Annotated in this window: 21 protein-coding genes and 1 pseudogene; 16 read left to right on the top strand and 6 right to left on the bottom strand. The window is 52.7% G+C overall.

Features of this window, described 5'->3' with window-relative positions; all coding sequences use genetic code 11:
• Positions 1-127 precede the first annotated feature (127 nt).
• A complete protein-coding gene (locus tag DXY29_RS13295; RefSeq protein ID WP_170952084.1) occupies positions 128-301 on the top strand; it encodes a hypothetical protein in 174 nt (57 codons plus the stop codon).
• 6 nt (positions 302-307) lie between these two features.
• Here DXY29_RS13295 and DXY29_RS02250 read toward each other — a convergent pair whose 3' ends face one another.
• The 5 genes from DXY29_RS02250 to DXY29_RS02270 are packed head-to-tail and all read right to left on the bottom strand — an operon-like array spanning position 308 to position 5398.
• Positions 308-1588 (bottom strand): SufS family cysteine desulfurase, encoded by a 1281-nt coding sequence (locus DXY29_RS02250; protein ID WP_115022520.1) that lies wholly within the window; start codon positions 1586-1588, stop codon positions 308-310.
• The gene (sufD, locus tag DXY29_RS02255) at positions 1585-2763 is read right to left on the bottom strand and encodes a Fe-S cluster assembly protein SufD (protein ID WP_115022522.1); all 1179 of its coding nucleotides are present in this window, start codon (positions 2761-2763) and stop codon (positions 1585-1587) included. The genes DXY29_RS02250 and sufD overlap by 4 nt, the downstream gene beginning before the upstream one ends.
• A gap of 2 nt (positions 2764-2765) precedes the next feature.
• The gene (sufC, locus tag DXY29_RS02260; RefSeq protein ID WP_115022524.1) at positions 2766-3554 is read right to left on the bottom strand and encodes a Fe-S cluster assembly ATPase SufC; all 789 of its coding nucleotides are present in this window, start codon (positions 3552-3554) and stop codon (positions 2766-2768) included.
• Between the two features lie 42 nt (positions 3555-3596).
• On the bottom strand, positions 3597-5036 hold the full coding sequence (gene sufB, locus DXY29_RS02265) for a Fe-S cluster assembly protein SufB (RefSeq protein ID WP_115022526.1): 1440 nt from the start codon (positions 5034-5036) through the stop codon (positions 3597-3599).
• A 5-nt stretch (positions 5037-5041) separates the two neighbouring features.
• The gene (locus tag DXY29_RS02270; RefSeq protein ID WP_115022527.1) at positions 5042-5398 is read right to left on the bottom strand and encodes a ferredoxin-thioredoxin reductase catalytic domain-containing protein; all 357 of its coding nucleotides are present in this window, start codon (positions 5396-5398) and stop codon (positions 5042-5044) included.
• 158 nt (positions 5399-5556) lie between these two features.
• Between DXY29_RS02270 and DXY29_RS02275 the strand changes: the two genes are divergently transcribed.
• From DXY29_RS02275 to DXY29_RS02340, 15 genes and pseudogenes are all read left to right on the top strand, one after another.
• A complete protein-coding gene (locus DXY29_RS02275) occupies positions 5557-6201 on the top strand; it encodes a metalloregulator ArsR/SmtB family transcription factor (protein WP_115022529.1) in 645 nt (214 codons plus the stop codon).
• Positions 6201-6539: a hypothetical protein gene (locus tag DXY29_RS02280; RefSeq protein ID WP_115022530.1), complete on the top strand. Its 339-nt coding sequence runs from the start codon at positions 6201-6203 to the stop codon at positions 6537-6539. The genes DXY29_RS02275 and DXY29_RS02280 overlap by 1 nt, the downstream gene beginning before the upstream one ends.
• A 62-nt stretch (positions 6540-6601) precedes the next feature.
• Positions 6602-7201 (top strand): phycobiliprotein lyase, encoded by a 600-nt coding sequence (locus tag DXY29_RS02285; RefSeq protein ID WP_115022532.1) that lies wholly within the window; start codon positions 6602-6604, stop codon positions 7199-7201.
• A 90-nt stretch (positions 7202-7291) separates the two neighbouring features.
• Positions 7292-8080, top strand: coding sequence for a phycobilisome rod-core linker polypeptide (locus DXY29_RS02290; RefSeq protein WP_115022534.1), 789 nt, complete (start codon positions 7292-7294; stop codon positions 8078-8080).
• Between the two features lie 184 nt (positions 8081-8264).
• Positions 8265-9344: a DUF4912 domain-containing protein gene (locus DXY29_RS02295; RefSeq protein ID WP_115022535.1), complete on the top strand. Its 1080-nt coding sequence runs from the start codon at positions 8265-8267 to the stop codon at positions 9342-9344.
• Positions 9335-9541 carry a hypothetical protein gene (locus DXY29_RS02300; protein ID WP_115022537.1) on the top strand — a complete coding sequence of 69 codons (207 nt, stop codon included), beginning with the start codon at positions 9335-9337 and terminating at the stop codon, positions 9539-9541. The genes DXY29_RS02295 and DXY29_RS02300 overlap by 10 nt, the downstream gene beginning before the upstream one ends.
• A gap of 40 nt (positions 9542-9581) precedes the next feature.
• Complete coding sequence (locus DXY29_RS02305) at positions 9582-10982, top strand: phosphatidylserine/phosphatidylglycerophosphate/cardiolipin synthase family protein (protein ID WP_115022538.1); 1401 nt, start codon at positions 9582-9584, stop codon at positions 10980-10982.
• 41 nt (positions 10983-11023) lie between these two features.
• Positions 11024-11938 (top strand): hypothetical protein, encoded by a 915-nt coding sequence (locus tag DXY29_RS12940; RefSeq protein WP_136987703.1) that lies wholly within the window; start codon positions 11024-11026, stop codon positions 11936-11938.
• A gap of 117 nt (positions 11939-12055) precedes the next feature.
• Positions 12056-12184 (top strand): hypothetical protein, encoded by a 129-nt coding sequence (locus DXY29_RS13815; RefSeq protein ID WP_256377593.1) that lies wholly within the window; start codon positions 12056-12058, stop codon positions 12182-12184.
• Positions 12185-12338: 154 nt separating this feature from the next.
• Positions 12339-12620: pseudogene (locus DXY29_RS02320) on the top strand (phospholipase D-like domain-containing protein); the annotation flags it as partial.
• A 48-nt stretch (positions 12621-12668) separates the two neighbouring features.
• A complete protein-coding gene (locus tag DXY29_RS02325) occupies positions 12669-15020 on the top strand; it encodes a class I SAM-dependent methyltransferase (RefSeq protein WP_115022542.1) in 2352 nt (783 codons plus the stop codon).
• Positions 15021-15770: 750 nt separating this feature from the next.
• Complete coding sequence (locus tag DXY29_RS12945) at positions 15771-16535, top strand: hypothetical protein (protein WP_136987704.1); 765 nt, start codon at positions 15771-15773, stop codon at positions 16533-16535.
• A gap of 9 nt (positions 16536-16544) precedes the next feature.
• Positions 16545-17219: a hypothetical protein gene (locus DXY29_RS12950; protein ID WP_136987705.1), complete on the top strand. Its 675-nt coding sequence runs from the start codon at positions 16545-16547 to the stop codon at positions 17217-17219.
• A 161-nt stretch (positions 17220-17380) separates the two neighbouring features.
• Complete coding sequence (locus DXY29_RS02335; protein ID WP_244279282.1) at positions 17381-19423, top strand: tetratricopeptide repeat protein; 2043 nt, start codon at positions 17381-17383, stop codon at positions 19421-19423.
• Positions 19424-19649: 226 nt separating this feature from the next.
• Positions 19650-20021: a hypothetical protein gene (locus tag DXY29_RS02340; protein ID WP_115022545.1), complete on the top strand. Its 372-nt coding sequence runs from the start codon at positions 19650-19652 to the stop codon at positions 20019-20021.
• Positions 20022-20240: 219 nt separating this feature from the next.
• Here DXY29_RS02340 and DXY29_RS02350 read toward each other — a convergent pair whose 3' ends face one another.
• Complete coding sequence (locus DXY29_RS02350) at positions 20241-20603, bottom strand: hypothetical protein (RefSeq protein ID WP_244279283.1); 363 nt, start codon at positions 20601-20603, stop codon at positions 20241-20243.
• Positions 20604-20681: the final 78 nt, after the last annotated feature.

A 20681-nucleotide genomic window follows, 5' to 3' on the forward strand; every position in this document is an offset into this window, starting at 1 on the left:
CACACAACCGGGTTCAGCAAATGTGATGGCTTAAGCGAGCAACCAACAGGAACGTTCAACCTGTGCCCCATGGAACGGATGAGACTGCAGCGGGTCTGAGATGGTGAGCAAAGCTTCCTGAGTATTAATGCGGATCCTGCGTTATCGCGGCAACAGCTACGCCAGCCCTGAACCGATCAACGCAGCACCCCGTGCCGGCGTGCGGTCTTACCGCTGGGTGCAGTACGCCATCCAAAGCGACAACGTCGTCCCCCTGGAGCAACGCGAATGCATTTCGAACGATCAGCAGCTGGCCGCCTGAGTCGGCTCAGCTGTGTTCGCGCAGGAAGGCGACCGTGGAAGCGAGCTCCTCGCTGAAGCGGTCGATCTCTTCAAAGGTGCTGGTGAAGCTCAGGCTGGCCCGGGCTGAAGCCGTGACGTCATACAAACGGTGCAAGGGCTGACAGCAGTGGTGACCACTGCGAATACAGATCCCGGACGCATCAATCAGCGCGGCAATGTCGTTGGCATGCACGCCATCCACCAGGAATGTGGCGAGGGCACCGCGGTCGGGCTGCTGATCCGGCGTCGGCCCCAAGACCCGCACACCATCAATGGCCTGCAGCCTGTTGAACAGATGCCGGGTGAGCTGAGCCTCCCAGGCCTGAATCGCCTCCAGACCAACTGCCTGCAGATAGCGAATTGCGGCACCCATGCCCACCGCTTCTCCAATGGCAGGGGTTCCAGCTTCGAACTTGTGGGGCAGCACCGCCCAGGTGCTGTGATCCAGGAAGACGTCTTGGATCATCTCCCCACCGCCGAGGAAGGGAGGCATCGCCTCCAGCAGAGACTCCCGCGCCCAAAGAAAGCCCATGCCGGTGGGCCCGCAGAGCTTGTGGGACGAGCCGACAAGAAAGTCGGCCTCCATCGCTGCCACATCAATCGGCTTGTGGGCCAGGCTCTGGCATGCATCAACCAGCACGCAGGCGCCAACGGCATGGGCCGCCGGGATCACCTGATCAAGGGGATTGCAGCAGCCGAGTGCATTGCTGATGTGCACCAGGCTCACCAGCCGGGTGCGCTGGCTGAGCTGGGCCTGGAAATCCTCCAAATCCAGCTCACCGGATTCGGTGATGCCGACATGACGCAGCACACAACCGGTGCGCTGGGCCAGGAGCTGCCAAGGCACCAGATTGCTGTGGTGCTCCATCACGGTGAGGAGAATTTCGTCCCCCTCCCTCAGGTTGGCGTCACCCCAAGTGCGCGCCACGAGGTTGATCGCTTCACTGGCATTGCGGGTAAAGACGATCTCCCGGGAAGTGGCGGCACCCACGAAGGCCGCAGTCGTGCTGCGGGCTGCCTCAAAAGCATCGGTGGCGCGGGCACTGAGCTGGTGGGCGCCGCGATGCACGTTGGCGTTGTCGCAGCTGTAGTACTGCTGCAGCGCCTCCAGCACCTGGCGGGGCTTCTGACTGGTGGCGGCGTGATCGAGATAAATCAGCGGCCGGCCATCGGGAGCCAGCTGCTCAAGAATCGGGAAGTCGGAACGATATCGAGAGGATAAATCCACGAAATCCGCACCAGATCGTGCTTTTGCGGTGATTGTCATGGGGCAAGGCTGCCCATCACGCGCTTCAGGGGACGCCAGGCCTGCGCAGCAGCAGGCAGCTGCTCGATCACCTCCTGGCAGGCCCCGCGCAACAGCAGCGCGGTCGCCTCCGCCGCGGCGATCCCACGACTCTGGAGATAGAACAACTGATCGTCCTGGAGCTGAGACACGGTGGCGCCGTGGGCGCAGCGCACATCGTCCGCCACGATTTCCAGCTCGGGCTTGGTGTCGACCCGGGCGCGATCAGACAGCAGCAGGTTGCGGCTCAACTGCGCCGCATTGGTGCGCTGGGCATCGCGGGGAACACTGATGGCACCGTTGAAAATCGCGTGGGATTGGCCACCGGCCAGGCATTTCTGCAACTGATCCAACTCCCCTTCAGGCCCGTCGAAACGCACCGCGGTATGGGTGGCCAGCTGCTGTTCGGCGCCGGTCACCGCCAAGCCCTTGAGCACGGTCTGCGCTTGTCCATCCACCTGCACCACCCGGGGCTCCACCCGTCCAAAGCTCCAGCCCTGAACGACCGAGGTGAGGGCATAGGAGCTGCGGGGCTCCTGCTCAACCGCCAGATGCGCCATCAACGACGAAGCGCCATCAGCCGTGGCCAGCACCCCATGCCGCAGTTGCGCCTCCTGCCCCAAATGCACTTCCAGCACGTGGCTGTGGGCGGACGCACCCTCCGCCAACAACACCTGCAGCAACTCAAGCTCCGCCTTTTCCTCGAGCAGCAGTAGCACCCGGGTGGCGTTCAACCCGGCACCCGCCGCGAGGACCAGTTCCAGCGAACCCACGCACCCCTGCACCCTGAGGGCCAGGATCTGCTGCGCTTTGGCGTGGTTGAACTCCACCGGCCAGGCCTGGGCGCAACCGCAGCAATCAAGGGTGTGACCGAGGGCCTGCTTCAGCTCATCAGCATTGAGAACCGTGATCCCCTCTGGAAGGAGCTGCCCTGCCAAGGGATCGTCAGAACCGTTGAGCACCAGACGGGTCACCCCCTCCGAGCTGGGCGGCAGTGGTGCTGAACTCTTTGACGCACTGGTCGGCAACGCCGACACAGCCGCAAGACGCTTGAGGTCGGTGAGTCGCCAGGACTCTTCCCGGCGGCTGGGCAGACCGAGGTGCTCCAACGCGGCGCGACCGCGCTCCTGAACCGGCGCCAGCACACTGCTCAACATGATTAAGCAGCCCCCTGGGTGGCCAGCTCCTGATCCACCCAGTCGTATCCGGTCTGCTCGAGCTCAAGGGCCAGTTCCCGTCCGCCAGTGCGCAGGATCTGGCCCGCAGCCATCACATGGACATAGTCCGGGGTTATCTCATCAAGAAGACGCTGGTAGTGGGTGATCAACAGCGTGGCGTTGTCTTCCGTCGCCAATTGATTCACTCCACCGGCAACGATGCGCAGGGCGTCGATATCGAGACCCGAATCGGTTTCATCGAGAATCGCCACCACAGGCTCAAGCAGCGCCATCTGCAGGATCTCGTTGCGCTTTTTCTCACCACCGGAGAACCCTTCATTCACACTCCGCTCGAGGAAGGCGGGGTCCATCTGCACCACCTTGAGCTTGTCGTGCACGTGATCCTCAAAGGCAAACGTGTCGAGCTCCTCCTCCCCCTGTTTCTCCCGCCGAGCATTGGTGGACACCCGCAGGAACTCCAGGTTGCTGACGCCGGGGATCTCAACCGGGTACTGAAATCCGAGAAACACCCCCAGCCGGGCCCGTTCCTCAGGATCCAGCTCAAACAGATCCTGACCGCGGTAGCGAACGGTGCCGCCCGTGACTCGATACGCCGGATGCCCAGCCAACACCTTGGAGAGAGTGCTCTTGCCACTGCCGTTGCGGCCCATCACGGCATGGATCTCACCAGCACGCACCTGCAGATTCACCCCCTTGAGGATGGGATTGTCCTCGACGGAGGCATGCAGGTCTTGGATGTCGAGCAGCAGCTCAGCGTCAGGGCGAATCACGGAAGGAGGCGTTGAAAAACAGAGACAGGGTGGAGACAGGGATCAGCCCACGGATCCCTCGAGTTTGAGGGCCAACAATTTGTCAGCCTCAGCAGCGAACTCCATGGGCAGCTGGTTGAAGACGTCGCGGCAGAAGCCACTGACCATCATTGAGACGGCTTCTTCAAAACCAATGCCACGGCTCTGGAGATAGAAGAGCTGGTCTTCGGAGATGCGACAGGTGCTGGCCTCGTGCTCGATGGCCGCCTGCGGCTGCTGAGAACGGATGTAGGGGTACGTGTTCGCAGCAGCCTGATCGCCAATCAGCATCGAATCGCACTGGCTGTAGTTACGAGCTCCCTTGGCATTGGGCCCCATTTGCACAAGGCCTCGGTAGCTGTTGCTGGAGCGTCCGGCGCTGATGCCTTTGCTCACGATCGTGGAGCGGGTGCGCGGTCCGACATGGACCATCTTCGTTCCGGTATCGGCCTGCTGGCAGTTGTTGGTGAGTGCAACGGAATAGAACTCACCTACCGAATCAGCACCTTGCAGCACACAGCTGGGGTACTTCCAGGTGATGGCCGAACCGGTCTCCACCTGGGTCCAGCTGATGCGGCTGCGATCACCGCGGCACTGGCCGCGCTTGGTCACGAAGTTGTAGATCCCGCCGACACCGTTTTCATCGCCGGCATACCAGTTCTGAACCGTGGAGTACTTGATGGAGGCATCCTCAAGGGTCACCAGTTCAACCACCGCAGCGTGGAGCTGGTTGGTGTCAAACATCGGGGCGGTGCAGCCCTCGAGGTAACTCACCGAGGCACCTTCTTCGGCCACGATCAGGGTCCGCTCGAACTGACCGGTGTCCCCGGAATTGATCCTGAAATAGGTGGACAACTCCATCGGACACTCCACCCCTTTCGGGATGAAAACAAAGGATCCGTCGCTGAACACCGCTGAGTTCAGGGCGGCGAAGTAGTTGTCGTTGCTGGAGACAACAGTGCCGAGGTAACGCTCGATCAGCTCGGGGTGCTCTTTCACCGCTTCACTGAAAGAACAGAACACCACACCGTGTTCCGCCAACTTCTCTTTGTAGGTGGTGGCGATCGACACGCTGTCGAAAACAGCATCCACAGCGACATTGCTGAGGCGCTTCTGTTCGCTCAACGGGATGCCGAGCTTGTCGAAGGTTTCCAGAAGCTTCGGATCCACCTCATCAAGGCTGGCCTTCTTGTCCTGCTGCTTGGGCGCGGCGTAGTAAACGATGTCTTGGTAGTCGATCTCGGGATAGCCGAGAGCAGCCCAATCAGGCTCCTCCAGGGTGAGCCAGTGGCGGAAGGCCTTGAGCCGAAACTGGAGCAGAAACTCCGGCTCTTCCTTCTTGGCCGAAATCAAACGAACGACCTCCTCGCTGAGACCCTTGGCGATTTTGTCGGTCTCGATCTCGGTGACAAAGCCGTACTTGTACGGCTGACTGACGAGATCCCGTGTGGAGGTACTGGTCATTCCGTTCAGCCGACGGTGGCGTTAATCGTTTCAGTGGAGATGGACTGCGTCTTGTCAGGGCAGGCGAAAGGATTGTCCTCAGTGAGGAAGAGCATGCAGTGGCATTCCTTGCGTTCACGCATCGGAACACAGGGGCAGTTCCAAAAGGCCTGGGAGACCTCGGCCTCTTTGTCGTCGTAGTGCCGGCAGGGGCAAAGAGCGCCTCCTAGGTCGTCCTTATGACGCGCGAGACCTTTCAGAACAACAGCGGTGACACTGGGATCAGCACAGAAATAGGTGCCTGTCCGCTGCGCGTAGGTTTGAGCGAACTTGCGGATCACCTCCAGGCTTTCTGCTGTCGGCTCTTGAGGGGCGTCGGACATGGAAGTGGAGGGAGCGGCGAATTACGAAACCCCGCGGTTTCCTTATCGGAAGCCTAGGCCAACAGGCCTCCGGTCAGCGGGCTTCCCATTGTGACCCGCAACCCGGCCGACATTCCGAGGCAATTCGATGGCATCGTGTGGGAAGGTTTCGCTTCTTCATGAGCGCCTCGGCCCCTGCCAGCACCCGCGACGCCGTGCTCTCCCTGCTGATGGAGCGAGGAGAGGAAGACGCTGGCAATCTGGCCGGCACCGTGGGCATTTCCGTGCAGGCCATGCGCCGGCACCTGCGTTCTCTCGCCGAAAGTGGCTTGGTGTGCGCCAGCAGCAACTCCAGCGGCCCAGGGCGTCCCAGTAACCGCTGGTGTCTCACCGACCAGGGACGGGCCCAGTTTCCAGACGGCAGTGACCGCTTCGCCCTGGGGCTACTGGATTCGATGCGCAGCCATCTCCCCGAAGCGACCGTGCGTCAGCTGCTGAACCAGCAGGCCGAGTCGAAAGCCAGCCAATACCGAGAAAGCCTGGGCGATGCCTCCCTTGAGGCTCGCCTCGAACATCTGGCACGGCTGCGGCGCGACGAGGGCTACGTCACCGTTTGCAGCAGAGATGACGACGGCGTCAGCTGGCGACTCGAAGAGGCCCACTGTTCGGTGCAACGCATCGCCGAGGAATTTCCTGCGGTATGCGACCAAGAATTACTACTGATCCGGCAGACCGTGCCGGACTGTCGAGTCGAACGCGTGCATTGGCGGCTCGAGGGCGGTCACGCTTGCGGCTTCCGGATCACTCCACTTGCCCAGGGCTGATGGCCATCGACCGGGCGACGATTGAACAGATCGATGCCACCTTGCTGCCCCAGCTGGATCGGCATCACCTGCGGGTTCTGAGCCATTGCCTGGACAGCTTTCAGGCGATGGCTGGACGCAAGGCCACAGGAGCGATCCCCGACGAAGACCAACAGCGCCTCTGGTGCAGGCAGCAACCCGTCGTCGCGGACGACCCCGCCTTTCTCGAGACCCTGCTTGAGCAGCTCAGGGCGGCCGCCGACCAGCTCGATCAGCTGGCGATTGAACTGGGCAAGCCACCCTTGGCGCTGACCCTCGACGATCTGATCAACGCCGCCGAAGCCCGCTGCCGTGGCTGACATGGCTGTCATGGATAACGCCGTCGAGCTGCCATCATCAATTCATCTGTTTAACGCGGGCGATGCTTGATATCTCTGACGCCCTCAGCTTCTTTCGCCTGAGCTGTGGCCGGTGGACTTCGCAGCGCAGCCAGCATCATCTGCTGCATCGCCGAGCCGAAGCCGGAGCCTCCTTCATCGTCGTAGAGGAACTGCTGAAGGGAGACGAGCGACTCGCGGAGATCGCCGAGCGCAACAACGAGAGCGTTGAGCGAATCGTCGGCGGCTGCTGGGTGCGCTGGAGCGGATCAATGGCCTGGGACCGCGCCGGTGAATCCCACGAGGACCAGACCATGTTCGGACTGATCCCCGAGGACGAGACGGGGCGACGCGGACTATTGCTACGGGATCGCGGCTACGCCGAAAAAGCACCGGTGGCGGGCCAGTTCCGTATGGACGAAGAAAACGGCCTAATCCTCACCACCGATTACGAAATGATGAGCTCCCTGGAGCGCTTCTGGTTCGCGGGTCCGAACCTGCGGCTGCGCACCAGCACGGTTCAGGGGCTCTCCAACAACGCCTCCTTCTGCATGGAGACCCGGCAGCTGGACGACAGGCCGGAGACCAGCCATAACGCGCAAACTGCCATCAGCGCAGCAGGCCTCGCCCCGTTCGGTTGGTAAGCAGAAATACTTAGAAGAAGTATTACGGCATGTAATCGCTGCAACACCTGCTGAAGGGGGCAAGACCGAGCACTTCTACGATCCCGAACAGTGGATGCTGTAGCTCGCGTGGCCATTCCTCTTCTGGAGTACGCACCGATCACCCAAAACTCCCTCAGGAGTGGTGTTCCAAACATTCGCGTTGGCTCCGAGGAAGGATCGAGGGCCTACTCCATTGAGATTGCCGACGACCGGGACAACTTCGACACGGTGGTTGAGAGCGGCTACCGCCAAATCTTTTTCCACGCCTTCGAGACAGATCGGGACGTCAACCTTGAGTCCCAGCTCAAGGATGGCCAAATCACCGTTCGTGATTTCATCCGCGGCCTGGTGCTCTCCGACACCTTCAAGCGCACCTTCTACGGCTTCAACAGCAATTACAAAGTTGTCCGCCACCTTTGCGAACGGATCCTTGGCCGCAAAGTCAACGGGAAAGGCGAGGAGCTGTCTTGGTCGATCGTGATTGCGACCAAGGGCCTCGAAGGCCTGGTTGACGTTCTCCTCGACAGCACTGAATACCTCGACACCTTTGGCTACGACACTGTTCCGTACCAGCGGAACCGTGTGCTTCCCGGCCGCGAGCTCGGTGACACTCCCTTCAACATCACCACCCCTCGCTACGACGAGTACTACCGCGGAATCCTGGGCTTCCCTCAGCTCATCTTCACCGGTGGTCCTGCCAAGAAATTGCCGGAACGCGCAAAGATCCGGAAGGGTGGTTCTCCTTCGGACTACATGGCCTGGGTCAGCGAAATCGGCAGTCCACGTCGGGTGGGTGGGAACTCCAGTGCCGACATCGACTACCTGGCAAAGGTTCCTTATCGCACCCTCGGCCGCTGAGTCCGGAGCCAAGCACAATCAAAAAAGCGGGGCTGACGCCCCGCTTTTTTTGTGTGAGCGAAAGTGATCCCCGGGATCGGAGCCCAACAAGTGGTCAGGTTCCACTGACCCTTGGGCCATTGCCGGCTCGAAAAGGAATTTTTCGGATCACAATGATCCCAAACGAAACCTGGAGTTTTTAGGCGTGTCTCAAACACTGTCATCACTGGCACGTCTCACCCTTCGTCAACTGCGTCAGATCGCCAGTGATCTGGGAGTGCCGCTCTACAGCCGCAAGAGCAAAGAGACCCTTGTCGACGAAGTTGCCCAGCGTCAGCAAAAGCGCGGTGGAGACCTGAAAGCCATCGAAGCTGAGCTCAACGCACCGGCCGTGAGCACGAGTGACACCCGCGTTGTGTTTCTGCCCCGTGATCCCCAATGGGCCTACGTGTTCTGGGAAATCTCGGAAGCCGATCGCAAGGTTGCCCAGAAGGATGGAGCCAGCCGTCTTTGCCTCCGCCTGTCCGATGTCACCGGCATGCAGGACGGCAACGCACATCCACATACTCTCCAGGAAGTGCCGGTCGACAGCCACAGCACCGAGTGGTATCTGCCTGTACCTCTCTGCGACCGGGATTACCGGGTCGAACTGGGCTACCGCATCGGCACGACCTGGATGTCTCTGGCCTTCTCTTCGGTGGCGCGCGTGCCTGCTCTCCACCCCAGCGAACAGATTCTTGACCAGTTCGTTCCCTTCAGCCTCGATGCTGCCCCAGCAGCACCAGCAACGACGACGACTCCCGTCTCACCAAGTGAGTCGAGCAACAGTGGTCTGCACGAGCGGCTCTACCAAAGCGCGACTGTTCAATTCCGCCGGCGCCGGGTCGGCTCTGAAGAATTCCAGGAAGGTTTCGATACCTCTGGCGAAAGCACCGGGTTGAACGACTCCGGTGTTGGTCTGTGGGCCAGCGGCCGCAGCGAGTCCGGCCTGGGTGGCGTGGCACCTCGCCAACGCTCCTTCTGGCTGGTGGCCGACGCCGAACTGATCGTGTACGGCGCCACCGACCCTTCGGCGCGCCTCACCATCGGAGGCGAGGAAGTTCCTCTCTCCACCGATGGCACCTTCCGGATTCAGGTGCCCTTCCGTGATGGCGAACAGATGTATGCCATCGAGGCCACAGCCTCTGATGGAGAGCAGATGCGCAACATCACGCTCAATTTCAAGCGTGAGACCCCTGAAGACAACAGCAACCCCGCCAGCGAAGCTCGCGCCGAGTGGTTCTGAACCCTTCTGATCCCAAAGCTCCAGCCTCCCTGCGCTGGTTCGTGGCCATCACCCCCCTCGCGGGGGCGATGGTTTTCCCATTGGTCGTGCCCTTGGTCATGACACGGGTGAGTATCGGAGCAGGTGTTGGTGTGGCCCTCGTTCTGAGTGGCATCTGGTTTGTTGCGATGCTGAAGACATCGGAGATGCCCCACTAAAACCAGGGGAACTCTGATCAAGACAAAGGGCTTGATCGGGATGCTGAAGAGCAAGTTGGCATTGATGGCAGCGGCTCTTCTCTGCAGTGGCTGCAGCCAGGCGGGGTCGGTTGTGGGCGAAAGCCCAGCGGCTCTTGCACTTCCCAACAAGATCGATGTGGTCTTCAACCACAACGCCACATCGCGCTACAGATCACCCCTGACTGGGGCCTGGCGCAATGGTGACGACCTGGAGCAATGGCTGATTGCAGCCATTGATGCCGCCCACGAGGAAGTGCTGGTGGCCGTTCAAGAGCTCAGCCTTCCAAGGGTTGCCCAAGCACTGATCGCGGCAAAACAACGAGGTGTGCATGTGGCAGTGGTGCTGGAGAACAACTACAGCACCGCCTGGAGCGAACAACGGCCGAGCCGATTGAACCAGCGCGAACGGAAGCGTTGGCATCAGTTAAACCAACTGGCTGATAGCGATGGGGATGGAACCACCAGCCCGGAAGAAGCCTTCCAAGGCGATGCCGTGGCCTTGCTAAAGGCTGCCCACATTCCACTCATTGACGACACAGAAGACGGCAGCCGTGGCAGTGGGCTGATGCACCAAAAGTTTCTGGTAGTCGACCAAACATCGGTGATCACCGGAAGCGCCAATCTCACCAGCTCCGGCCTGCATGGTGATGCGAGGCGGCCGTCCAGCCGCGGCAATGTGAATCACCTGCTTCGGTTCAACAGCCCTGGGCTGGCATCTGTGTTCCGCAAAGAATTCACCCAGATGTGGGGGGATGGACCCGGCGGTAATCCGGACAGTCGCTTTGGCCTGCAGAAAGCAAGCGAGGGCTCTCAAACAGTGCGGGTCGGCAACACCCAGGTGGACGTGCTGTTCTCACCTCATCCCAAAAGGAATCAGGGGCACGGGCTCAACCTGCTGGCGAAGCAGTTGAACAAGGCAAGACAACGCGTCGACATGGCCCTGTTTGTGTTCTCCGCACAGCAATTAACGAACGTGCTGCGGGAACAGATCAAACAAGGCGTAGAGATCAGGCTGGTCGCCGATCCTGGTTTTGCCAACCGCCCTTTCTCTGAAGTTCTCGATTTGCTGGGCGTCACCCTTCCGGATCACACCTGCAAGGTGGAAGCGAACAACCAGCCGCTGGATCAAGCCCTTGAAGGCATCGGCACCCCGCGCCTCGCCCGCGGCGACAAGCTCCACCACAAGTTCGCCGTGATCGACAACCGCAAAGTGATCACTGGATCCTTCAACTGGTCACCGTCTGCCGCTCACACCAACGACGAAACGCTGCTGGTGATCCACTCTCACCAACTCGCCAAACACTTCACCCGAGAGATGGATCGCCTCTGGGACACCGCCGAGCTTGGGATCACTGCAAGGATTCGCCGCAAACTGGATCGTCAAAAGATTCGATGCGGGGAGGGGGTGGAGAGGGAATAAACGTAATATAGGAAAGAAGTCAAATCGAATATTAATCAACAATGCCGGCGACGATTCTCCACATCGGCACACCCCGCACAGGAACAACTGTAATACAGAAGCATTTGCTACCAAAATGCAGAAGATCCTTCATTGTTAGCAAAAGAGCCTACAGCAGTTCTGGGAATATTCGAGATAATCAAAAACCACTTATTGGATACACTACAAAAGAAGAGATTCGTCAATCACTTCAAGCCAACAAGCCTGAAGAAATAAATAGCACAAAACACTTTATCAATAATATAATGACACCATTAGTACAGATCTCTCGAGGCGAAAGAGACAAAGAAGTCGAGCACCTGATCTGCTTAGCGGTCAAACAGCTTATACAAGTTGCAAACAACAACAACCTGCTACTTTCAAGCGAAAGAATTTGCGATTGCTCCGCCTCTCTGCGAGGTGATTCACAACATACTCAATCAGACGAAGAATTTCTTGTTCACGCGCTATCAAGAGTATGCACAAAAGCCAATGGACAAACTCCACTCATATCTATTTGCTTCAGAGAAGCAATCAGCTATCTCAGGTCGAAATACATCAGGACAGCAATTTTGCGACACCAAGGAAAACTGAAGAAAATCTCACCCAAAGAGTATATTCAAAAGCAAGCCACTCTCGAATCAGATCACCCAGGCACATCTGCACTCACACCCGCAATGCATGCAGAATTCATCAAACAACTTCAACAGCATGCATTTGTCAAAGCATTCGGCTTTCAGGAGCTCCTTGCCTCCGATGATGTCTTCTCATTAATGGGTCTACCAGGAGAAGACAAGTACGCCTTCCGAGACTTTCCTAGAGAAAATAAACTGCCCTTCACAAAAGAGCAAGAGCAGGCAATCGAAATTGAAATCACAGAGGCACTCAAGCAATATGGCTTTTACGATCAAATCATGAAGGCACAGATGTTTGAGTAGCGATATCGATTTAGGGACTGTTCTAAATCTCCCTGCTGGGCATCCCGCAAGATCTCAGCGCAGATGGCTTGTCCCCTGGCTTGGGTGACTGGATCGTCGAAACGACCAATCTGATGGATGAAATGGTCCCGCCCATCCAGCCTCAACCTGACTTGGAGAGCACCGTGGTTGTCCCTCACCCTCGGAGGCTTCATCAACATCCCTCTCCCTTACATGGGATTCGGGCTTAGGGATGACACCCCTTAAAAGCAAAGCCAGAGCCGCCGATCCAGTAGCCCTTCGTAGCCCTATGGGAGCTCAACACGAGATCAAGTGTCCGCGTGGCTTGGTTTCCGGCTTATGGGGTTAGGGGAGTCCCGGACATCCCTAAGCGATTCCTTCAAAACCACTGCAAAGACATGGTGTCGGCACACCCCGCCTGGCACGCGGCGACAAGCTCCACCACAAGTACGCCGTGATCGACAACAAAAAAGTGATCACAGGATCCTTCAACTGGTCGCCCTCTGCTGCCCACACCAACGACGAAACCCTGCTCGTCATTCACTCACCGCAACTTGCCCAACACTTCACCCGAGGAATGGATCGCCTCTGGCTCGGGGCGGAACTCGGCGTCACCGGACAGATGCGCCGCAAGCTGGAACGGCAGCGGATCCTCTGTGGGGATGGGATTGAGATGGGCTGATAGTCGCTAGAGAGATGACTTACAATTGACTGAGATTTCAGAGAAAGAATGGCAGGGTTTGGGAGCCCCAAAAGCGGCAAAAACAAAAAGAATCTCCCAAGGAGAACACTACAAATCACTGGAGATACTCTTATTGAAAAAGCTATTAACTACCATGCGAGAGGAGATCAAGTAAATGCGGAGAAATACTACAGAAAGGCCATAAATCGCGGGATCTCAAATTCAGCAATATTTTCAAATTTAGGAGTAATTTGCAAGAATAGCGGAAGATCAGACGAGGCAATTTACTTATACAAAAAAGCTATTGAATTAAGCCCCAATCACCCAGATGCGCATTCTAATCTTGGTAATCTATACATGGAGATTGCCAGCCTTGATCAGGCACTTGCTTCCACCCTCAAATCGCTAGAGCTCAAACCTAATAATCCCACTGCCCTCATGAATCTGGGCAGAATTTACCAACTCCTTGGACAACTCGATCAGGCTCTTACTTCCATTCTCAAATCCCTAGAGCTCAACCCTGATCACCCCGACGCCCACATGAAACTGGGCGGCATCTACAAAGATCTCGGCAACCTTGATCAGGCTCTTACCTCCACTCTCAAATCACTCGAGCTCAATCCTGACAACCCTGATGCCCACATGAACCTGGGTGGCATCTACAAAGATCTTGGCAATCTTGATCAGGCTCTTGCATCCACTCTCAAATCACTCGAGCTCAAGCCTGATAACCCCACTGCCCACATGAACCTGGGCGACATCTACAAAGATCTCGGCAATCTCGAACAAGCTCTTACTTTTACCCTAAAATCCATAGATCTAAAACCAGAGAACACCAGCGCCATATCAAATACTCTAGAGATACTGGAAGACCTTAACCTCACTCAATCAAACTCCGATGACATCGCAAGGGCGTATGAACTCCTACTTGCAAGAACAGACATCTCACATCACAGACTAACAAAGACATTCAAGCAAGCATTTACCCCATTGATCATCGAAGCATCTTCATTCAACCCTATTATTTGCAACAAAAATAAAGCATTAAAAACACTGGCTTCTGACTGGAGATTTCTTAAATCGCTGAGCTTAATGATTCCCACAAAGCCAATAATCGAATTGTTTTTAACCAGGCTAAGAAGAGAAATCCTAAAATTAAATCAAAAAGGATATGCAATGCCAGAACAATTAAAGGCATTAACCGAAGCCTTAGCAATTCAATGTCACTTGAATGAATATGCCTACTACACAACAGAAGAAGAAAAAGAATACATAGATCATACTATTAGCAATGCGGTCGACAATCAAGAAATTGTCAATCAAAGTCTGGCAATAATAGGTTGCTACGTAGCGATTCATGCAACACCAATAAAAGCAGATTGCATTAGCAACTACCCCGCTATCAATAGCATTAGCAAAGAACTGATCAAAGTCCAACATACAGAGCCGAATCAAGAAAAACAAATTATATTGTCACTTCAGGAGCATCAAAACACTACTAATTCAACCTCACTGCGCGTTCAAGAGATGTATGAGGAGAATCCTTATCCGAGATACAAGTACTCGGACATAACTTCTAAGAAATTAGCAAGCCCAATTTCCAAAATCATCGGCATTGAGACAACTAAACAAGGGCTTTCTTTCCGAGACGAGTTAAGAAGACCAAACGAATGGTCAAAAGTCCTGATTGCTGGCTGTGGCACAGGCAACCAAGTCATCAATGCTACTAGGTACAAAAATGTTCAGATCACAGCTATTGACATTAGTAGCAGAAGCTTGGCATATGCAATAAGGAAAACAACGGAATACAAGATGAATAATGTTATCTTTAAAAAGTTAGATCTTCTTAACATCTCTGAGCTCAGAGAAATGTTTGACATTATTGAATGCAGCGGAGTTCTCCACCATATGGAACAACCAGCAGATGGACTCTCCGCATTAGTTAAACAACTTAAACCTGGTGGATACATCAAGTTAGGCCTGTATAGCGAGATTGCACGTAAAAGTATTGTGAGCGCACGGAAAACAATTCAAATGATGGGACTGAAAAGCTCTCCTGAATGTATAAGGAAGTTCAGGAAGAAAGTACTGGATGGAGAAATCAAAGAACTCATAGATATTCCACAATATGCAAGAGATTTTTATTCACTCTCAGAATGTAGAGACCTTTGCTTCCATATTCAAGAGCATCGTTTTACCACAGGAGAGCTAGAAAAACTACTGAATTCTCAGCAGTTGACATTTTGTGGATTCATGATTCCAGGCCAAATCAAGAAGCTCTACGGAGATCAATATCCAGAAGACATTAACATGACCTCGTTAAAAAATTGGGGTCAATTTGAACAAGACAATTCTTCAACTTTTAGAGGCATGTATCAATTTTGGGCTCAAAAAAAATGAGCATATTTCACTTCTCCAATATCAATCGAACATCCTTAAACAAAGCAAGACCTATTTAGGCAAGTTTTTAATAACGTACATTCGATTTTCAATTACTCAAGCTTTGCAAGCCGCTCATCTTGTGACAAAGTTTTTTTAAAAAGAAACCACTCCAAGTGTTGCAACAAGAGCTAAACTCTAGTCCCAGTCAATTACAATCTGCTCGATAGATTGTTTAATTATTGGCATTTATCCGAAAGATTAATACCTAAAGGAACCTTATACTACACTCTTGAAGGGTAAGTAATTGCTAAATATAAGTACTTACCAAGCTGGCAGCTGAACAAATTCAAATTAACAAATTCCCACAGCATTTGAAATGAATTCAAGGCCAGTTGCTGGCTCCCATCAATGATTTGCATTTTTTGCAGCGGATCTACTCTGCTCATATTCATTGGCATACTTAAAGATAAATACATGGCATTATGGAAAAATGATTCAAAATACAATCCCAACAAAATGCTTGATATATCACCAAATCCCTTGCCTCGTCTGGTCGAAACCAAGAAGACGTACCAGTATTTGATATGGTAATATCCTAGAAGGGGACTGTATGAAACAATGAGAACTAAACAGCAACTAATTATCAACATCGGATGCCCAAGGACAGGTACAACTACTATTCAATCTCATATACTTTGTCAACTCAAAAAACATCACGTATTAACTAAGACGCCTTACACGAGCGACAACTTTCTAACAAAAGGCGGCGTGTCTCAATTTACCCCAAAAAGAATGGCTGACTTTATAAGCTCAATATCCGACTTGAACAATCTACAAAGAAGATGTGAAATCTCAGCCGCTATTAAACTTTTATCGATAATGTCAGGACACATCGAGAAGCATAAACGAGATATTTGCCGACCACTTCTCGAATCGATTCTAAAACAAGTACTGATTGCTAAAAATAAATCGATCCTAATTCATGATGAAAGATTATGTGACAGTGGAGCATCTCTTCAAGGGAATTCACGTCATACAGAAGATACAAAATTCGCAATATACAATACAATTCATGCATTGAACTCGCTTAAGGAAACGCCTTTAATATCGATCTGTCTTAGAAATCCTACGAGCTATTTAAAGTCCAAGTACCTAAGAACCTTCTCCACACGATCTGGAAAAGGATTAAAAAGAATCTCACCAAAAGAATTTATATACAAGCAATCAATACTTGAAAACAGTCATCCCGGTACTTCGGCTCTCACGCCTGCAATGCATGCAGAATTTATAAAAAATTTGCAACAACATGCATTCGTTAAAGCATTTGGGTTTCAAGAACTTCTTGCATCAGAAGACATATGTACTTTAATGGGATTGCAAGACGAAGATCAATATAGATTTCAGGAGTTCCCCAGAGAAAACCAAATCTCAATAACTAAAGATCAAGAGAAAGCAATCGAAACTGAAATCACTCAAGCACTTAAGCAGTATGGATTCTTCGAGCGAGTAAAGAAATCACAAATTTTTGACTGAGATTTACAAATGACAGCGCCCTCAAAAAAAATCCTTCTACTTGGAGATAGTCATGCTCACGTCTTCAAACTAGTCGAAAGATCTATGAGTAAACTCATGATATCTCATTGTATTGTGACAGGCTCATCTGCTCAGGGTGCTGTCAACCCACACTCCAAGACAAATGCTCTAGCGATTTTTAAAGATAAACTAGACAAATACGCTAATTCACACACGCATTGCATGACAATGCTTGGAGAAGTTGACTGTGGATATGTTATCTGGTTTAGAAAAACTAAATATAATGACAGCATCAGAAGTCAACTCAAAAGATCACTAAACAACTATTTTGAATTCCTAAAAAAAGAGGTTGAAAACTATTTCGAACCCAACCACATATTGATATGCTGTGTAGTCCCACCTACTATTCGAGATAATACAGACAAAAGGTTCCTCAAAGGTGCTCGAACACAGGTCACTGCCTCTCAATCTGAGCGCAGTAAGCTAACTGAAGCATATAACTACTATCTTAAAAAACTCTGCACAAAAAGAGGGTACAAGTTTGTCAATACTTACGAAAACCTGATCGATCAAGTCACCCGCTTGCCAAAAATATCGTTGCTTAACAGCAACCCATACGACCATCACCTGGATGCCTCAAAAACCTATAAATACTGGCGTTCTTCCCTCCTGGAAAACCTATAAGCTCAAAAATTCCAACTAAATACCTCACTAATGCCAGCAATTAAATCCAAATCTAACTACCTTCATTTTCAACTTTAATGCCAGCCTATTGCGACGATTGGGTAGAGAGGCTAAAGATAGTTAGCACACAGCTACACTGAAAACATACGCAGGCAACCCAAGTGGCTGGATTTGGCGGACCGGCAGACAAAAAGGGTAATAAATCCTCAAAAAAGCCGCAGCTGAATTTCCAGAAATGGTTCAATCAAGCCATTTATTCCCACCAGACAGGTCGACTCCGAGAAGCCGAGTCGATTTACAAAAAAATGATCGCTGCAGGAACATCTGATCCTGCAGTTTTTTGCAATCTCGGAATTATATGCAAAAACAGTGGAAGAATGGAAGAAGCCCTTGACTGCTATGAACAAGCCTTAAATTTCGAGCCCGATGACCCCAAAATTTACAGCAATATCGGAAATCTATACCGAGATATTGGCAACCTTGATCAAGCACTTCGATTTACATTAAAGTCACTCGATCTTGACCAAGGAGCATCCACCACCCAGATGAATCTGGGCAGCATTTACCGAGACCTTGGACAAACAGATGAAGCCCTAACAGCCACCGTCAAGGCGATCGAGTCTGATGCAGACAACATCGAAGCGATACAGAACCTAAAAAGCCTTGGTAGTGATATTAAGATCAGCTCATCGAATCGAGATTACGCCAGAAAAGCTTATGAAATACTGATCAATTGCAATGACTTTTCGCACCGCAAACTATGCCCAATTTTCATTCAAGAATACCTTGAAGACATTCAAAAAGCCGCCCATTCAGATCCCATCATCTCAGATCAGAATCAGACCTTTCACAAGCTTGCATCAGACTGGAGATTCAGAAAATCTCTCACACTACTGGTCCCACCCCATCAAGTTATCGAGCAGTTCCTCAACCGCCTCAGGAGAGAATTTCTGGTTCACCTCAAAAACAATAATGTCATACCCAATAACTTAAAACCTCTCCAAGAAGCACTAGCAACTCAGTGCTTCCTCAACGAGTATGTGTATTGGCAATCAGAGGAGGAGCAACAATGGATCAACGATCTTGTCAAAAAAGCGAAGACAAGCAAAGAGACTTTCAATACCTACTTGCCCATGATTGGCTGCTATTCATCCATCCATGGCTTCACCATACGAGAAGGTGACATAAATAATTATCCCATCAACAGCGATGAGAGCAAAGCATTTATCGAGACTCAATACAACGAGGTGCAGAAAGAGAAAAACATCAAAGCTCGGCTCAGCGCGAGACAAAGAACCACCAATGCTGTTTCACTAGCAGTCCAGCAAATGTATGAAGAAAATCCTTACCCCAGATACCAATATGCAGACCACACGCCTCCCCATTTTGCAAAACAATTAATTGAGTTCATATCCTTAGAAACAACAATTTCAAATCCCTTCTTCACGAATGAGCTCTCATCACCCTCCTCCAACCCAAATATTCTGATCGCTGGATGCGGAACGGGAAACCAAATCATCAATGCCAGCCGCTACAAAGATGCCCAAATCACTGCCATTGACATCAGTAGCAGCAGTCTGGCCTACGCAGCCAGGAAGTCACAGGAATACCAAATGAACAATGTTCGGCTCCAGCAACTCGACATTCTGGACGCCAATCAGCTTCAGGATGTCTATGACGTGATTGAGTGCAGCGGAGTCCTGCATCACATGGAAGACCCCGCCAAGGGGCTGGCAGCACTCAACAGCATGCTCAAGCCAGGCGGCTATATCAAGATTGGCCTATACAGCAAACTTGCCAGGCAGAAAGTCTCAGCAGCACGAGACCTCATCCAAAAGCTGGGCATTCAGAGCACACCCGAAGGCATCAGAGATTTTCGAAAGCAAATATTGAATGACGATCAGCATGAACTAAAAGATATTTCAGTCCTTGTCAATGACTTCTATTCACTCTCCGAGTGCCGCGACCTTTGCTTTCACGTTCAAGAGCATCAGTTCACGACAAAGACCCTGCAAAAACTTTTAGAGACTGAAAATTTGATGTTTTGCGGATTCATGCTACCTGAAGCAATCAAGACCGCTTACCAGCGGCGTTTTCCAGAAGACAGCAATAGCACCTCACTAAGCAATTGGGGGGATTTTGAAAAGGAGAATCCGTCAACTTTTCAAAGCATGTATCAATTCTGGGCCTACAAGCCTCTATAGATATTTTTGGCTGACGCGAACATATCAAGATCGCCAAGGAAAATCCAAGCAAGCGATCTACAAAGGAGATTCCATCATCATCAACGAGCAAAGCAAATTGATCTTTGACCCCAACGAAAGCAGAGTCAGCGAAGGCTTACAAAAGCAAAACATGATCAAATGCTGTGTTTCGCTATTGCCACTAAATACTGGCTTCAACTTCGAAAAAGCACGCCAGAATGGTTCCATGACACTCAAGATCACACGCGTCCTGCTGCTGCTCGCGATGGCCAGCCCCGCAATTGCAGCTGAGCCCTATGAGCCCTGGCCCAGCAAGGAGCAATTGAGAGGCATCGAACACGCTGCCTACGCCTGTTCCCGCCACAACACAACGGAAGCCTGCACACGCGTTCGTCAGCTTGCGGATCCCCTGATGGACAACCAAAGACTGCCTGGGCTCTGTAAAGACGTGCTGTGGTCCTTGATGGATGAAGCCAAGGTCGCCAGCTCCAACGATTTCCGGCGTAAGGACACCATCACCAATACGGCCCGACGGATCCCTAGGGTCTGCGCTGAACCGGTCAAGAAAAAGGAAAAGCCCAAATCACGTCAGTCTTAAGCCTGAATCCAAGCTCAATCCAAGTTGAATCTGAACCGCTGAAGCTGCATCAGGGTGCTTCTTGATCACGTCCCGCTTCATTTGCACGTCGGGAGCAAAGCGTCCGTGGCTGGTGATTGTGGACGCCGCGTTGCCGCCAAAATGACCGGAGATTGTCGTGATCAGCGTCAAGGGGCTCGAAATCGGGATCGCTAACAACCGTCGAAGCAAAAGAGGCCATCAGAGAGACGACTCCGGCTCGCTGAGGAGATCAAGCAAGATCTCAGATGTGGTGAGCATCTCGCCCATGCTGAGTTCGCTGTCCTGACCAGCCAGTTCGGAAGCCAGCTCACACGCCGTGGAGGAGTGGCCGGAAACATCACAACTGTTGGACAACCGCACGATGGCATTGGACAGCTTGCCGCGCAGGCATTCTTCTGAACCTGACTGATTGATCACAGCATTGGCGGCCGTCACTGCCTCCTGAGATGCCTGAGGCATCGGAAGGGCCCGTTTCCAGCTCTGTGATGCGGCCACAGCAGGGCAGACGCAAGCCATGCCGACGATCAACGGCAACAAAAGGCGATGCATGGTCGTCGGCATTGGTGCGAGGCAAAGGGTAGCGATCTCAACTGGTCGCGCCCATGGCATCGCAAGTGGATTTCCATGTTTAGGTTCCGC

It is taken from the genome of Synechococcus sp. UW69, from assembly GCF_900474185.1.
Lineage (GTDB): Bacteria > Cyanobacteriota > Cyanobacteriia > PCC-6307 > Cyanobiaceae > Parasynechococcus.

Bases quoted from the DNA above. Each gene is read 5' to 3' on its own strand.
- DXY29_RS13295 (WP_170952084.1), top strand. From the start codon at position 128: ATGCGGATCCTGCGTTATCGCGGCAACAGCTACGCCAGCCCTGAACCG.
- DXY29_RS02250 (WP_115022520.1), bottom strand. From the start codon at position 1,588: ATGACAATCACCGCAAAAGCACGATCTGGTGCGGATTTCGTGGATTTA.
- sufD (WP_115022522.1), bottom strand. From the start codon at position 2,763: ATGTTGAGCAGTGTGCTGGCGCCGGTTCAGGAGCGCGGTCGCGCCGCG.
- sufB (WP_115022526.1), bottom strand. From the start codon at position 5,036: ATGACCAGTACCTCCACACGGGATCTCGTCAGTCAGCCGTACAAGTAC.
- DXY29_RS02270 (WP_115022527.1), bottom strand. From the start codon at position 5,398: ATGTCCGACGCCCCTCAAGAGCCGACAGCAGAAAGCCTGGAGGTGATC.
- DXY29_RS02275 (WP_115022529.1), top strand. From the start codon at position 5,557: ATGAGCGCCTCGGCCCCTGCCAGCACCCGCGACGCCGTGCTCTCCCTG.
- DXY29_RS02280 (WP_115022530.1), top strand. From the start codon at position 6,201: ATGGCCATCGACCGGGCGACGATTGAACAGATCGATGCCACCTTGCTG.
- DXY29_RS02285 (WP_115022532.1), top strand. From the start codon at position 6,602: ATGCTTGATATCTCTGACGCCCTCAGCTTCTTTCGCCTGAGCTGTGGC.
- DXY29_RS02305 (WP_115022538.1), top strand. From the start codon at position 9,582: ATGCTGAAGAGCAAGTTGGCATTGATGGCAGCGGCTCTTCTCTGCAGT.
- DXY29_RS12940 (WP_136987703.1), top strand. From the start codon at position 11,024: ATGCCGGCGACGATTCTCCACATCGGCACACCCCGCACAGGAACAACT.
- DXY29_RS13815 (WP_256377593.1), top strand. From the start codon at position 12,056: ATGAAATGGTCCCGCCCATCCAGCCTCAACCTGACTTGGAGAGCACCG.
- DXY29_RS02325 (WP_115022542.1), top strand. From the start codon at position 12,669: ATGGCAGGGTTTGGGAGCCCCAAAAGCGGCAAAAACAAAAAGAATCTC.
- DXY29_RS12950 (WP_136987705.1), top strand. From the start codon at position 16,545: ATGACAGCGCCCTCAAAAAAAATCCTTCTACTTGGAGATAGTCATGCT.
- DXY29_RS02340 (WP_115022545.1), top strand. From the start codon at position 19,650: ATGACACTCAAGATCACACGCGTCCTGCTGCTGCTCGCGATGGCCAGC.
- DXY29_RS02350 (WP_244279283.1), bottom strand. From the start codon at position 20,603: ATGCCGACGACCATGCATCGCCTTTTGTTGCCGTTGATCGTCGGCATG.